Annotated in this window: 15 protein-coding genes; 6 read left to right on the forward strand and 9 right to left on the reverse strand. The window is 59.3% G+C overall.

Going from position 1 to position 13,983, the window contains the following annotated elements:
- Window positions 1-116: 116 nt before the first annotated feature.
- From radA to katB, 3 genes are read right to left on the reverse strand one after another with little or no spacing between them, the layout of a single operon-like run.
- Window positions 117-1,484, reverse strand: a complete 1,368-nt coding sequence (gene radA / locus ACYZUM_RS22020; protein ID WP_003228407.1) for a DNA repair protein RadA — start codon at window positions 1,482-1,484, stop codon at window positions 117-119.
- Window positions 1,485-1,527: 43 nt separating this feature from the next.
- A complete protein-coding gene (locus ACYZUM_RS22025) occupies window positions 1,528-2,064 on the reverse strand; it encodes an ankyrin repeat domain-containing protein (protein WP_108183861.1) in 537 nt (178 codons plus the stop codon).
- 60 nt (window positions 2,065-2,124) lie between these two features.
- Entirely contained in the window at window positions 2,125-3,666 is a 1,542-nt protein-coding gene (gene katB, locus ACYZUM_RS22030; protein WP_108183862.1) for a catalase KatB, read from the reverse strand.
- A gap of 285 nt (window positions 3,667-3,951) precedes the next feature.
- On the opposite strand from katB, the gene mscL reads away from it, so the two are divergent.
- The gene (gene mscL / locus ACYZUM_RS22035; RefSeq protein WP_007963760.1) at window positions 3,952-4,365 is read left to right on the forward strand and encodes a large-conductance mechanosensitive channel protein MscL; all 414 of its coding nucleotides are present in this window, start codon (window positions 3,952-3,954) and stop codon (window positions 4,363-4,365) included.
- Window positions 4,366-4,407: 42 nt separating this feature from the next.
- Here the strand turns inward: mscL and ACYZUM_RS22040 are convergent, their stop codons facing one another.
- Window positions 4,408-5,184, reverse strand: a complete 777-nt coding sequence (locus ACYZUM_RS22040; RefSeq protein ID WP_041065214.1) for a ferredoxin--NADP reductase — start codon at window positions 5,182-5,184, stop codon at window positions 4,408-4,410.
- A gap of 331 nt (window positions 5,185-5,515) precedes the next feature.
- Between ACYZUM_RS22040 and ACYZUM_RS22045 the strand changes: the two genes are divergently transcribed.
- Both ACYZUM_RS22045 and ACYZUM_RS22050 read left to right on the forward strand, forming a co-directional pair.
- Entirely contained in the window at window positions 5,516-6,244 is a 729-nt protein-coding gene (locus ACYZUM_RS22045) for a helix-turn-helix transcriptional regulator (RefSeq protein ID WP_108183863.1), read from the forward strand.
- A 150-nt stretch (window positions 6,245-6,394) separates the two neighbouring features.
- Window positions 6,395-7,519: a methyltransferase gene (locus ACYZUM_RS22050; protein ID WP_108183864.1), complete on the forward strand. Its 1,125-nt coding sequence runs from the start codon at window positions 6,395-6,397 to the stop codon at window positions 7,517-7,519.
- Between the two features lie 75 nt (window positions 7,520-7,594).
- On the opposite strand, the gene ACYZUM_RS22055 is transcribed toward ACYZUM_RS22050, so the two are convergent.
- From ACYZUM_RS22055 to ACYZUM_RS22065, 3 genes are all read right to left on the reverse strand, one after another.
- The gene (locus ACYZUM_RS22055) at window positions 7,595-7,762 is read right to left on the reverse strand and encodes a DUF2474 domain-containing protein (protein WP_080963309.1); all 168 of its coding nucleotides are present in this window, start codon (window positions 7,760-7,762) and stop codon (window positions 7,595-7,597) included.
- A gap of 84 nt (window positions 7,763-7,846) precedes the next feature.
- Window positions 7,847-8,854, reverse strand: coding sequence for a cytochrome d ubiquinol oxidase subunit II (gene cydB, locus ACYZUM_RS22060; RefSeq protein WP_007963753.1), 1,008 nt, complete (start codon window positions 8,852-8,854; stop codon window positions 7,847-7,849).
- Window positions 8,855-8,857: 3 nt separating this feature from the next.
- The gene (locus ACYZUM_RS22065) at window positions 8,858-10,300 is read right to left on the reverse strand and encodes a cytochrome ubiquinol oxidase subunit I (RefSeq protein WP_041065206.1); all 1,443 of its coding nucleotides are present in this window, start codon (window positions 10,298-10,300) and stop codon (window positions 8,858-8,860) included.
- A gap of 540 nt (window positions 10,301-10,840) precedes the next feature.
- Between ACYZUM_RS22065 and ACYZUM_RS22070 the strand changes: the two genes are divergently transcribed.
- The 3 genes from ACYZUM_RS22070 to ACYZUM_RS22080 all read left to right on the forward strand — a co-directional run bounded on the left by ACYZUM_RS22070 (window position 10,841) and on the right by ACYZUM_RS22080 (window position 12,760).
- Window positions 10,841-12,079 (forward strand): MFS transporter, encoded by a 1,239-nt coding sequence (locus ACYZUM_RS22070; protein ID WP_108183865.1) that lies wholly within the window; start codon window positions 10,841-10,843, stop codon window positions 12,077-12,079.
- A gap of 100 nt (window positions 12,080-12,179) precedes the next feature.
- On the forward strand, window positions 12,180-12,458 hold the full coding sequence (locus tag ACYZUM_RS22075) for a type II toxin-antitoxin system RelE/ParE family toxin (RefSeq protein ID WP_027612847.1): 279 nt from the start codon (window positions 12,180-12,182) through the stop codon (window positions 12,456-12,458).
- A 14-nt stretch (window positions 12,459-12,472) separates the two neighbouring features.
- Window positions 12,473-12,760 (forward strand): HigA family addiction module antitoxin, encoded by a 288-nt coding sequence (locus ACYZUM_RS22080; RefSeq protein ID WP_108183866.1) that lies wholly within the window; start codon window positions 12,473-12,475, stop codon window positions 12,758-12,760.
- Between the two features lie 11 nt (window positions 12,761-12,771).
- Here ACYZUM_RS22080 and ACYZUM_RS22085 read toward each other — a convergent pair whose 3' ends face one another.
- Entirely contained in the window at window positions 12,772-13,317 is a 546-nt protein-coding gene (locus tag ACYZUM_RS22085; RefSeq protein ID WP_108184435.1) for a DJ-1 family glyoxalase III, read from the reverse strand.
- Between the two features lie 67 nt (window positions 13,318-13,384).
- On the reverse strand, window positions 13,385-13,834 hold the full coding sequence (locus ACYZUM_RS22090) for a DUF4879 domain-containing protein (RefSeq protein WP_108183867.1): 450 nt from the start codon (window positions 13,832-13,834) through the stop codon (window positions 13,385-13,387).
- Between the last annotated feature and the right edge of the window lie 149 nt (window positions 13,835-13,983).

Raw genomic sequence — 13,983 nt, forward strand, 5'->3', positions numbered from 1 at the left:
AGGGGATTTATCCCCGATGGGGCACGGAGCGGCCCCGATAAATCCGGGTCTGCTGCGCAGCCCATCGGGGATAAATCCCCTCACCACAGGTTTTCATTCAATCAAGGGAATGGCAGCTATTCGAACAGTGCGTCGAGCGCCTGCTCCAACCGGGTCACGGCAATGATCTGCAGCCCCGCCGGCGCCTCTTTCGGCGCATTGCCTTTGGGCACAATTGCGCGTTTGAAGCCATGCTTGGCCGCTTCCTTCAAGCGCTCCTGACCGCTCGGCACCGGGCGTACCTCGCCGGACAAACCGACCTCGCCAAACACCAGCAGATCATGCGGCAGCGGCCGGTTGCGCAGGCTCGACATCACCGCCGCCATCAACGCCAGGTCGGACGCGGTTTCCAGCACCTTCACCCCGCCGACCACGTTGAGGAACACGTCCTGATCGTGGGTCGGGATGCCGCCGTGCCGATGCAATACCGCCAGCAACATCGCCAGACGATTCTGGTCCAGACCCAGGGTTACCCGGCGCGGGTTGGCCAGATGACTGTCATCGACCAGCGCCTGCACTTCCACCAGCATCGGCCGCGTGCCTTCCCACGTGGCCATGACCACACTGCCCGGGACTTCCTCTTGGGCACGGGTGAGAAAAATCGCCGACGGGTTGGAGACTTCTTTCAGGCCCTTGTCGGTCATGCCGAAGACGCCGAGTTCGTTGACCGCGCCGAAACGGTTTTTCACCGCCCGCAGCAAGCGCAAACGCCCGTCCGATTCGCCTTCAAAATACAGCACGGTATCGACCATGTGCTCCAGGACTCGCGGGCCGGCGAGCGCGCCTTCCTTGGTGACGTGGCCGACGAGGAAAATCGCCGTGCCGCTCTGCTTGGCATACCGCACCAGCAACGCCGCACTCTCACGCACCTGCGAGACGCCACCCGGCGCTGATTGCAGCTGTTCGGTGAAAATGGTCTGGATCGAGTCGATCACCATCACCTTGGGTTTTTCCTGGCGGGCGGTGGCGATGATGGTTTCGATGCAGGTTTCGGTCATCACCCGCAGTTGATCCTGCGGCAGTCCGAGACGGCGGGCACGCATGGCCACTTGTTGCTGCGATTCTTCGCCGGTGACGTACAGCGCCGGCATGCTCTTGGCGAGGTTGCACAGTGTCTGCAACAGGATCGTCGACTTGCCGATGCCCGGGTCACCGCCGATCAATACCACCGAGCCGTCGACCAGACCGCCACCCAGGACCCGGTCCAGCTCACCGGACGCGGTAGAGAAACGCGGAATCTCTTCGATGCTGACTTCGGCCAGGGTCTTGATCTGCGCCTGCTGCCCGGCCCAGCCGGTACGCCCGGTGGGCGCCGTGGCGCCGCCGCTCTCGATCATGGTTTCGGTCAGGGTATTCCAGGCGCCGCACTCGCCGCACTGGCCCGCCCATTTGGGAAAGGTTGCGCCGCATTCGGTGCAGCCGTACATGCGCTTGGCCTTGGCCATCTGGATCCCCCGGCAAAAACCGCGATGATAACGCAGCCACCGCTCAGCGCGGCACGGCGGTGCGGATTTCGCCGTTGGCCAGACGCGCGGCGCTATTGCCCAGCGGATCCTCGGCATTGAGGTCGGCGCCCTTGGCCTTGAGCGCGTCGAGCAGCTCGATGCGCTTGAACAACCCGGCGTACATCGCCGCAGTCTGGCCGGCGCCGTTGCGCTGATCGGGGCTGCAATCGGTGGCCATCAACCGTCGGGCAATCTGCATCTCGCCCTTGAAGATCGCGCCCATCAGCGCCGTATTGCCGCGTTGATCCTGCGCACAGGCATCAGCCCCCGCCGCCAGCAGTCGCTCAACTGCCGTCCCCTGGCCGTGATACGCCGCCAGAATCAGTGCGGTGTAGCCCTTGCTGTCGCGGGTATCGAGGGAATAACCGGACTCGATGAAGGTCTCGAGCATCGGCACATCACCACGCCGGGCCGCATCGAAATAGTAATCCTGCAACTGGGCCTTGATCGCCTCGGGGTTCTGTTCGGCCAGCGCTGTACATGACAGGCAACCGAGCAGCAATAACAGACAAAATCGCATCAGCCTTCTCCTTGAGCAGAACGGGGCCTGCATCAGGCCCCGCGTTGCATGGCGTCGAGATCAGTCGACCAGTTTCGCTGCCAGCGCCTTGACCCGGCTCAGGTCACCCTTGGCCACTTTCGTCACGCCAGTGCCGTATTCCGGATCGGCCTTATAAAGGAAGGACAGGATGATGTGCTTGCTCTCGTCATCGGTGGTGGCCAACGAGCCGCCGAAGCTGGCAATCAGGTCCTGACGTTCCTGCTGGCTGAACGAGCGGTACAGATCACCGGCCTGCTTGAAGTTCTGCTCGCGCTGAATCTTCGCCTGCTGGGTGCTGCCGGACAGCGCCAGCTGGCTGTAACGCGCGCTTTGCGGCTCTTCACGCGGTTGCAGGCGGCTTGGCTGATAGTTCACGCCAGACTGCGTGGCTGCGAAGTTCATCGCACCGTCCTGATTGCCATTATTGACGGCAACTTTGGGCGCGTTGATCGGCAACTGCAGAGCATTGGCTCCCAGACGATACATTTGCGTATCGGCATAAGAAAACACTCGGCCTTGCAACAGACGATCTTCCGAAGGTTCGATACCCGGCACAACATTGGCCGGGGCCATCGCAACTTGTTCGGTTTCCTGGAACACGTTGGCCGGATTACGGTTCAACACCATTTGTCCAACTTTTCGCTCAGGAACATTTGGCCAGATCTTGGTAGCGTCCAATGGATCGAAATCAAACTTGGACAAATCTTGCGGATTTAGCACTTGGATGTACAAGTCCCATTTCGGAAAATCGCCCTTGTTAATATGGGTGACCATATCATTAGTCATATGACTGTAATCCTTGCCCTGAACTTTCTCGACTTGTTCAGGTGTCAGGTTTTTGATGCCCTGCAAACTTTTCCAGTGAAACTTCACATAGTGCACTTCACCTTTGGCGTTCACCAACTTGTAGGCATGCACGCCATTACCGTCCATCTCCCGATAACTGGCTGGAGTACCCGAATTGGAATACAACTCGGTCAGCGTGCGAGTGGCTTCCGGTACGTGGGAGAAGAAGTCGAAACGACGCGAGTCATCGTCCAGGTTGGTACGTGGATCGGGCTTGAAGGCGTGAACCATGTCCGGGAACTTGATCGCATCGCGGATGAAGAAGGTCGGGAAGTTGTTGCCCACCAGATCCCAGTTGCCATCGGCGGTGTAGAACTTGGTGGCAAAACCCCGTGGATCGCGCAGGGTTTCCGGGGAGTGGTTGCCGTGCACCACGGCGGAGAAACGCACGAACACCGGTGTGACCTGGCCAGCGGCGAATACTTTGGCCTTGCTCAAATCGCTGAGGTCGTTGGTCACGGTGAAGGTCCCGTGAGCCCCGGTGCCGCGGGCATGCACCACGCGCTCGGGAATGCGCTCACGGTCAAAACGCTGAAGCTTCTGGATCAGTTGCACATCCTGCAGCAACACCGGGCCGGTGGCACCGGCGGTCTGCGAATTCTGGTTGTCGCCGACCGCGGCACCGTTATCACGGGTCAGGGGTGCAGCGTGCACGGAGAAAGTCAGCAAGCTGGCGGCCAGCACGCCGAAAGTACGGCGATGGGGAAAAGCCCCCAGTCCAAGAGTGGAGTTCATATCAGGTTCCTCTGGTTTTTTGGGCGCATCCAGGTGCGCAAACCAGAGGCTAGAGGGCTATGGCGGTGAACATAAATAGAAAGTTCGTAACTCGACGATTGAAAAAAATGGCTTTGTGATCAGCGATTTACGGCGTATTTCGCGCGCGATTAGTGGCACTTTGCAAACTAATCGTTGATTCATGTGTCGATAAAAACGGGCATTGTAAGAAGGTGTTTCGCGCAGGACGCGTTTTGCTGATTTACACTGCGTACACCAACCTCATCTGTAACAAGGAAATAACCTATGGGCGTGCTAAGTGAGTTCAAGGCCTTCGCGGTCAAAGGCAATGTGGTCGACATGGCCGTCGGTATCATCATCGGTGCAGCCTTCGGCAAAATCGTTTCGTCGTTTGTCGGCGACGTGATCATGCCGCCAATCGGCCTGTTGATCGGTGGGGTGGACTTCAGTGATCTGGCCATCACGCTGAAAGCCGCCGAGGGCAACGCCCCAGCCGTGGTACTGGCTTACGGTAAATTCATTCAGAGCATTCTGGACTTCGTGATCGTCGCCTTTGCGATCTTCATGGGTGTAAAAGCCATCAACCGCCTGAAACGCGAAGAAGCCGTGGCCCCTTCCCTGCCGCCGGTTCCAACCAAAGAAGAAGAGTTGCTCGGCGAGATCCGCGATCTGCTCAAGGCGCAGAACAATCGGCCTTGACGGCTTCATGAATGAAAACGGCGCCTGATGGCGCCGTTTTTTTTACCAGTAATTTTCCACCGCCACCTGACCGGGCCGCCGCGCCAGGCTCAGGCTCATGTGGCGTTTCTTCAACAACGCGCGGGTGTCATCGATCATCTGCGGATTGCCGCACAGCATGACGCGCGAGTGCTCGGGGGTCAGTTCCACGCCGGCCTCACGTTCCAGTTCGCCGCTTTCGATCAACGTGGTGATGCGACCGTGCAAGGCGCCAGGCCAGCGCTCGCGGGTAACCGTGGGGATGAACCGTAATTTATGGGCATGCTCTGCCAGGTAATCACGTGTGGAAAGCTCAGCGATCAATGATTGATAGGCCAGCTCCCTTGCCTCGCGCACGCTGTACACCAGAATAATTCGCTCGAAACGCTCCCACACTTCGAAGTCCTGCAGGATCGACAGAAACGGCGCCACGCCGGTCCCTGTGGATAACAACCACAGATCCCGGCCGTCGACAAAACGATCCAGCGTCAGGTATCCAAAGGCCTGGCGCTCCACCAGCACGGTATCGCCGACCTGCAACCGGCTCAGTTCACTGGTGAATTCGCCACCCGGCACCACAATAGAGAAGAACTCGAGAAACTCGTCGAAGGGTGAAGAAACCATCGAGTAGGCACGCCACACCGTGCTGCCATCCGCCTTGGTCACGCCCAGGCGGGCGAATTGTCCTGCGCGGAACCTGAAACCCGTATCGCGCGTGGTGCGCAAAGTGAACAGGCTGGGGGTCAAGGGCTGCACGTCGAGCAAGGTCTGGGCAGTAAACTTTTCTGCACTGACAGTCATGGGCCACTCCACTGTAAAGAACCCAGACAGTTTCGCGCAAACTGACACTGTAAACACCACTGTTTTTGTAATGTCTTTTCATTTAGCGAAGCCAATGAGAAACAAACTCAGATACAACCAATGGAGAAACTTTCATATCTCAATCTGAAATTGAATGACACCTTGAATACAACGCTCTACTTCGGACTAATAACATTCTTGCAATCAAACTTCTTTGCAAAGAGCAAAAAAGTTCAACGCCAACTGTAGGACATGTCCTACACTCGATTGCGTGATGGATTCATTGGATCCAAACAGCCCAGCGCGTAAAACGACTCACGGAGAGTTTGTGATGGAAATGTGGAAGGAGTCGCAATTAAAGCAACTGACTTTCGCAAGAGAAATAGAGACCGCTTATCCGATCCTGCTGAGATTCGCTCAAAACATAGGCTTCAACTTTTGTGCCATCTCTTTGACATCAAACAATCGGACCGCTGACTTTAAAGCCTTGCAAATCAATAACTATCCCAAAGAATGGAATAATCTCTATGAACAGAAAAGCTACAGCAAAGTTGACCCGGTAGTCATACACTGCAACCAGTCAATGCTGCCGATTGTCTGGACCGAAAAGTTGTTTGCGCCGACTCCACAGTTGTGGGACGCGCAACAGGAGCATGGATTGCGCCACGGTTGGTCCCAGTCGTTTCACCATGAAGCCAGCGGGCTGTGCAGCACACTCAGCCTTGTCAGGAAAAATGGTCCTCTGAGCCCGCTCGAGTTGTACGAGCATTTTGGCTACATGTTTTACGCGACCAGTCATCTGAGTGATCTGTTTGCCAGAACCCTGCCCACAGCCCCGAAAAAACCCCAACAACCGCACCTTTCACCACGGGAACTGGAAGTGCTGAAGCTCTCGGCGCTCGGCAAAACAGCCTATGAAATCGCCAGGATCCTCTGCCTGAGCGAACGAACCGTGAATTACCACGTGCAAAACGTGATTATCAAACTGAACGTCTGCAACAAAATCTCCGCCGTCATCGCCGCCAGCCGCTGCGGCCTTCTCGACGCCCCCTCCGCCTAAAAGCCACGGGTATTTCAACAGAAAAAAACGTACCATTTGAGGCCTTCCCGAGTGATGACGTGAGCAGTGACGTCGTATTGCACTCGGACGGTTCCGCCGCACATTCCCTTGGCCGCGGGCCACCCGTTGATTATCCAGAGTCCCCGCCCCATGCCTTTGCTCGACACGCCCTTTGCCCAACTCGACCTGATCCGCCAGCCCGAGCAGCAGAATGAACCTCTGCAAGCCTTCGACGCGGCTGACGAGTACCTGCTCAATCATCTGGCCGCGCAACAGCCGGCCGCAGACACTCGGGTATTGGTACTCAATGACAGCTTCGGGGCCTTGGCAGCGAGTCTGGCGGGCAAGGTTCAGGTCAGCAGCAGCGGCGATTCGTTTCTCGCGTTCCAGGGTCTGGAAAAGAATCTGGTACGCAACGGACTGCCATTCGATGCGGTGCGCGGCGTTGCGGCGAGTGAGCCGTTGACCGGGCCGTTCGACAAGGTGTTGATCCGCGTCCCCAAGACGCTCGCACTGCTGGAAGAGCAACTGATCCGTCTGCAAGGGCAACTGGCCCCCGGCGCCGAAGTGGTGGCAGCGGCCATGGTCAAACACTTGCCGCGCGCCGCCGGTGATCTGCTGGAGCGTTACATTGGCCCGGTACACGCTTCACTGGCGGTAAAAAAGGCTCGCCTGCTGATCGCGACACCCGAGGCCAAAGCCCCGGCGACCTCGCCCTACCCGTCGCGCTACCAGCTCGACGAGCCGGCCATCGAGTTGCTCAACCACGCCAACGTGTTCTGCCGTGAAGGTCTGGATATCGGCACCCGGGCCTTTCTCCCGCACCTGCCCAAAAACCTCGGCAGCGCCCGGGTCGCCGACCTTGGCTGCGGTAACGGCGTACTGGCCATCGCCAGTGCTCTGCACAACCCTGACGCACACTACACGCTGGTCGACGAATCGTTCATGGCCGTGCAATCGGCTGCGGAAAACTGGCGCGCCGCGCTCGGCGAGCGCGAAGTGATCGTGCGCGCCGGCGATGGTCTGGCCGGGCAGGAGCCGCAATCGCTGGACGTGGTGTTGTGCAATCCGCCGTTCCATCAGCAGCAAGTGGTCGGCGATTTCCTCGCCTGGCGCATGTTCCAGCAGGCCCGCGAGGCGCTGGTGTTGGGCGGTGCGTTGTACATCGTCGGCAACCGTCATCTGGGCTATCACAGCAAACTGGCGCGGCTGTTCCGTGGCGTCGAACAAGTGGCGGCCACACCGAAATTCGTGATTCTCAAAGCCCGCAAGTAAAGCATCAGGCAAAAAAAACCCTCCGCGGTACAGAGGGTCATAAAACCGTGCCCAAGGGCAACGGGACGGGATGTCTCAGTGTGTGGTCAGGCCGGCCGCGCTCATGAACAGGCGCATCAGACTGGCGGCAATGAACAGCGCGCCGACGCTACCGATCCAAATCAGAGCCAACCAGCCGAGCCGCTGCCACAGCGGCTTTTTTTCGGCTTCTTCAATCTCGTGCAGGGAATGTTTGCCGTTCATTGCATCGTTCCTCCATCAGGCGATGGCGTCGCCAGGGACGCCATCGCGAGCAGGTTCGCTCCCACAGGTGTGCGGGGCGGCAGTCTAGTGGTAACCGTCTTCATGGGTGACCTTGCCGCGGAACACGTAGTAGCTCCAGAAGGTGTAACCCAGGATGAACGGGATGATGAACAGCGTACCGACCAGCATGAAGCCCTGGCTTTGCGGCGGTGCGGCGGCGTCCCAGATCGAGATCGACGGCGGCACGATGTTCGGCCACAGGCTGATGCCCAGACCGCTGTAACCGAGGAAAATCAGCACCAGGGTCAGCAGGAACGGCATGTAGTTGGCGTTGCGTGCCACCGCGCGGATCAGCCCGTACAAGGTGACCAGCACCAGAATCGGCACCGGCATGAACCAGAACAGGTTCGGCATGCTGAACCAGCGAGTGGCGATTTCCGGGTGGGCCAGCGGCGTCCACAGGCTGACGATACCGATTACGGCCAACAGCACGAACGCCAGCGGCCGCGCCAGGTTGTGCATCTGCTCCTGCAACTTGCCTTCGGTCTTCATGATCAACCAGGTACAACCGAGCAAGGCATAGGCCACCACCAGCGCGGCGCCGCAGAACAGGGTGAACGGTGTCAGCCAGTCCAGTGAGCCGCCGGCGTATTGCCGATTGACCACCGGCAAGCCGTCGATGAATGCCCCGAGTGCCACGCCCTGGAAGAACGTCGCCGCCACCGAACCGCCGATGAACGCCTTGTCCCACAGGTGACGTTTGTCGTCCTTGGCCTTGAAGCGGAACTCGAATGCCACGCCTCGGAAAATCAACCCGATCAGCATGAAGATCAGCGGCAGGTACAGCGCCGACAGCACCACCGAATAGGCCAACGGGAACGCGCCAAACAACGCCGCACCGCCCAGGACCAGCCAGGTTTCATTGCCGTCCCACACCGGGGCGACAGTGTTCATCATCACGTCACGGTCGGTCTTGCCCGGGATGAACGGGAAGAGAATCCCGATCCCCAGGTCGAAACCGTCCATGACCACGTACATCATGATGCCGAAGATGATGATCACGGCCCAGATCAGCGGAAGATCAATACCCATGAGTCAAATCTCCTTTTCCAGGCTGCGCGGCGAGTCAGCGTCGGCGCCTTCGTCATCGGCGGCGGACAACGGCCGCGCCGGGGTGCGTTTCTGGCCGGGACCCCCTTCGTTGGTCTCCTTGCCTTCGTCGGTTTTCGGCCCTTTGCGCACCAGGCGCATCATGTAGCCGAGCCCCGCACCGAACAGCGCGAAATACACCACGACGAACATGATCAGGGTGATGCTCATCTGCATGAAGCTGTGATTGGAGGACGCATCCGCCGTGCGCATCAGCCCGTAGACCACCCACGGTTGACGACCGATTTCGGTGGTGAACCAGCCGGCGAGGATCGCGATCAGGCCGGACGGCCCCATCCACAACGCCAGATACAGGAACGGGCGTGAGGTGTAGAGCGTGTCGCGCTTGCGCAGCCACAGACTCCACAGACCGGTAAAGATCATCAGGAAACCGAGGCCGACCATGACCCGGAACGACCAGAACACGATGGTCGAGTTCGGCCGGTCTTCTGGCGGGAACTCCTTGAGCGCCGGCACCTGCTTGTCCAGCGAGTGGGTCAGGATCAGGCTGCCGAGGTACGGGATTTCCACGGCGAATTTGGTTTTCTCTTCTTTCATGTCCGGCCAGCCGAACAGGATCAACGGCGTCGCTTCGTTGCCTTTGTTTTCCCAATGGCCTTCGATTGCGGCGATTTTCGCCGGCTGGTGCTCAAGGGTGTTGAGGCCGTGGAAGTCGCCGATCACGGCCTGGATCGGCGCGACGATCAGTGCCATCCACATCGCCATCGACAGCATGGTGCGGATCGCCGGGTTGTCCCTGCCGCGCAGCAAGTGCCAGGCCGCTGACGAGCCGACGAAGAACGCCGTGGCGACGAACGCCGCCGTCGCCATGTGCATCAGGCGATACGGGAACGACGGGTTGAACACGATGGCCAGCCAGTCGGTCGGGATCACTTGACCGTTGACGATCTCGAAGCCTTGCGGCGTCTGCATCCAGCTGTTGGACGCGAGAATCCAGAACGTCGAGATCAGCGTGCCGATCGCCACCATCACCGTGGAGAAAAAGTGCAGTTTTCGTCCGACCTTGTTCCAGCCGAACAGCATCACCCCGAGGAAACCGGCCTCGAGGAAGAACGCCGTGAGCACCTCGTAGGTCAGCAACGGTCCGGTGACGGAACCGGCGAAGTCCGAGAAACGGCTCCAGTTGGTACCAAACTGGTAGGCCATGACCAGACCAGAGACCACCCCCATGCCGAAGTTGACGGCAAAGATCTTCGACCAGAAGTGGTACAGGTCTCGGTAGGTGTCGTTATGGGTTTTCAACCACAGCCCTTCGAGCACCGCCAGGTAGCTCGCCAGACCAATGGTGATGGCCGGGAACAGGATGTGGAACGAGATGGTGAATGCGAACTGAATTCGGGCGAGATCGAGCGCCTCTAAACCGAACATAAGTCTTCCTCTGTCAGGTAATACCGGCGATGGGGCTTGTGGCCCCTGCACCTACTGCCCCCACGGATATCGAGTGCGGCGAATTCTGATTCGTTCTTTTTTAATAACCATCGCAACGCAGGGAGTCTGGCCGTCGGGCCACCAGACCATGGCCCGGGAGGGTCTTGATCTGGATCAAGCAACGTTAAAAGAGTAGTCCCATTTCCGACGAAGAACGGCGTGGTCGTTTGCCGCGTGACAAGTTGCCTCAGCGCCTGAGTAACGCTCTGAAATACATCCCCCAGAGCGGCACGACCTGTAGCGAGGGGATTCATCCCCGATGGGCGGCGAAGCAGCCCCATAGACATCGTGCCTTTGGTGGCATCGTCAATGTTTTACGCCTGCTGCGCAGCCGATCGGGGATGAATCCCCTCGCCACAATGGAATGAGGAGTGCAGGGAACAATAGATGTTTGGCTAACTAAATTTTTCCTCATGGCAACTTCCTGTTACAGACTGGTGATAACCTCACCGTTCCGCCCCGAGCCAGACCTGCCTTAAGATGCCCAGCCAAGAGCCCCTGCTGTTACGTCACCATCGTCCTTTTCTTGCGTTCTGGTTCGCACGGATCTTCACCGCCAGTGGCTTTCAGATGCTCACGGTGGCGATCGGCTGGAATCTGTATCAGTTGACCGGCAACGTGCTCGACCTGGGTCTGGTCGGTCTGGTGGAATTCGCGCCACGGGTGCTGTTCATGCTGCACACCGGTCACGTCGCCGACCGCTATGACCGGCGCCGGGTCGCGGCCATCTGCCAGTCGTTGCAGGCGTTGATTGCCCTGGCGCTGGCCATCGGCAGTGCGACCGATCACGTGACCCGGGAAATGATCTTCGTCCTCGCCTTCCTGCTCGGTGCGGCGCGCTCCTTCGAAATGCCGACCACCCAGGCGCTCCTGCCAAGCATCGTGCCCAGCGCCCTGTTTCCCCGCGCGGTCGCCGCAGCGCAATCGGCTCAACAGTCAGCCACCATCGTCGCCCCGGCCCTCGGTGGCTTGCTTTACGCGTTTGGCAGTGTCTGGGTCTACGGCCCGACGGTGTTGCTTTACGTCATCGCCTGCACCTTGATGCTCAACCTGCCCGCGCGACAGACGCCATTGAACAAAGGCAAAGCCACGCTCGACTCGTTGCTGGCGGGCATCCGTTTCATTCGCAGCCGCCCGGACATTCTCGGGGCGATCTCGCTGGACCTGTTCGCCGTGCTGCTCGGCGGCGCCACCGCGTTGCTGCCGGTGTTCGCCAAGGACATTCTGCTCACCGGGCCGTGGGGCCTGGGCCTGCTGCGTTCGGCGCCGGCGGTCGGCGCGCTGGGGATGTCGCTGTTTCTGGCGCGATTCGCCGTCGAGCGCAACGTCGGGCGCGTAATGTTCACCGCCGTCGGCGTATTCGGCGTGGCGACCATCGCCTTCGGCCTGTCGACCTCGTTCTGGTTCTCACTGGCGGTGCTGGTGGTGCTCGGCGCGGCGGACATGATCAGCATGGTGATCCGCGCCTCCTTCGTGCAACTGGAAACCCCGGACGAAATGCGCGGCCGGGTCAGCGCGGTGAACGGCCTGTTCATCGGCGCCTCGAATCAGCTGGGCGAATTCGAATCCGGCCTCACCGCACACTGGTTCGGCACCGTCCCAGCCGTGGTGATGGGCGGGATCGGCACACTGGTGGTCACCGGGACGTGGATCAAACTGTTCCCGACCCTGGCCAAACGCGACCGGATGCATGTGCCGGTGGAAGAGGTGAAGGTCTGAGGCACATCAGCCAAATCAACACGCCAAGCACAAATTGATCGAAAAGGTGCGGTACATAGTTACCGCACAAAGTGTAATGTATCGCCTTACACTCGCCGCCATGATCAAATCCTTTCAGCACAAAGGCCTTCGTGGTTTCTATGAAACAGGTTCGACCCGCGGAATTCGCGCCGATCACGCAAAACGGCTGGCGCGTATGCTGCAGTTCATGGATCGCGCAGCACTTCCCGCAGACCTTGATCTGCCGGGTTGGCGCCTGCATCCACTGAAGGGTGAACTGTCCGAATATTGGTCGCTCAGTGTTTCAGGCAACTGGCGGGTTATCTTTCGTTTTGTCGGTTCGGACATCGAATTGGTCGATTATCTGGACTACCACTGACAGGAGGCAGGCTCATGCCCATGCACAACCCGCCACACCCCGGTGAAACGCTGCTCATGGATGTCTTGCCAGAGTTAGGCATCAGCGTGAGTGAGTTGGCCAGACATCTGGGCTTCGCCCGCCCTCACCTTTCCCGCGTATTGCACGGCCATGCACCGATCAGCCCGGATCTGGCAGTAAGGCTGGAGCGAGCAGGTATCGGCAAGGCGCGTGTGTGGCTAGGCGTTCAAACCGATTACGATCTGTGGCAAGCAGAGCATCGGGAGCAACCAGCCATTACGCCTATCGCTGCCCACGCCTAAAGCCATCACACCTACATCTCCCCCGCCACTTTCGCCCGCAATGCCTTGCCACCAAGCTGCTCCACCAACATCAGGGCAAAGTCCAGTGCGGCGCCGGAGCCCTGGGCGGTGATGCAATTGCCGTCGACCACCACCGGTTGATCAACAAACGTACAGCCCGACAGTTGATGACTGACACTTGGCAGGCAGGTCATGCGTCGCTGGCGCAATACGCCAGCGGCTTGCAGGGCGATGGCCGGGGCTTCGGCGATGGCGGCGAACAGACGTCCGGCGCTGGCCTGATCCTTGAGCAATTGTTGCAGCGGCTGATGCGCCGCCAGATGTTGAGAACCGACAGCCCCGCCGGGCAGGACGATCAGGTCAAACGTCTGCGCCAGCACATCGACCAGCATGCCGTCCGCCGTCAGGCGCGTACCGCGTGCACAGGTCAGCATGCGCCGGCCTTCGATGCTGGCCGCCACCACTTCAATGCCGGCACGGCGCAGCACGTCGATCAGGGTCACGCTGTGCAGATCATCGATGCCCTCGGCGAGGGTAATCAGGGCTCTAAAGGTCATGGGCGCCATCCGCTGAGTGATCTTTAAAGCGTAGTCAGCTTTGCCTTGCCCTGTTCGATGACAGCCGTTACTTGATGTAAAGCTGGGTCGACATCGTATTGCGTGGCGCGTTGATCGAGGTGTTGCTGAAGCTGAACGTACCTTCCTGCTTGCCCGCCAGATCGAAGGTATACAGCGAGCCGACCGTTTTGCTGCCGGGGGTGCATTCGGTCAGATTGCCGGTATCGAAAGCGCACACCGGGGCGCGGGTGCCATTCACTTCAAAACCGTCCAGCGTGGCGTGCGGCTGGTTCTGGCCATAGCCGATTTCCAGCACATACACCTTGATGCTCGGGCCGCTGTGATTACATTGGGTTTGCGGCTGGTTATCGCCAATGTCTTCCAGGCCACAGGCCGGCGACTGGACCTTGATCACTTTCACCTCAGTCAACGGTGGCGCCGAGGCTGCCAGCACCGCCGTCGACCCGGCCATCAGCCCTGCCATTAACCCGAAAGCCTGCATCCAGCGCTTGCCCATGTGATCGCGTTTCCCTGAAAAATTCAGCGCGCAGTATGGCGCAGATAACCCTGCTACAAAACTTCGACGACGTTCGGCACCAACAACCGCCATATTCCTCACGCTGCTGGTATGATGCGCGGCTTTTTCCGGCCCACCACAAATTCCCA

The sequence above is a fragment of the Pseudomonas sp. m6p genome, assembly GCF_055760375.1.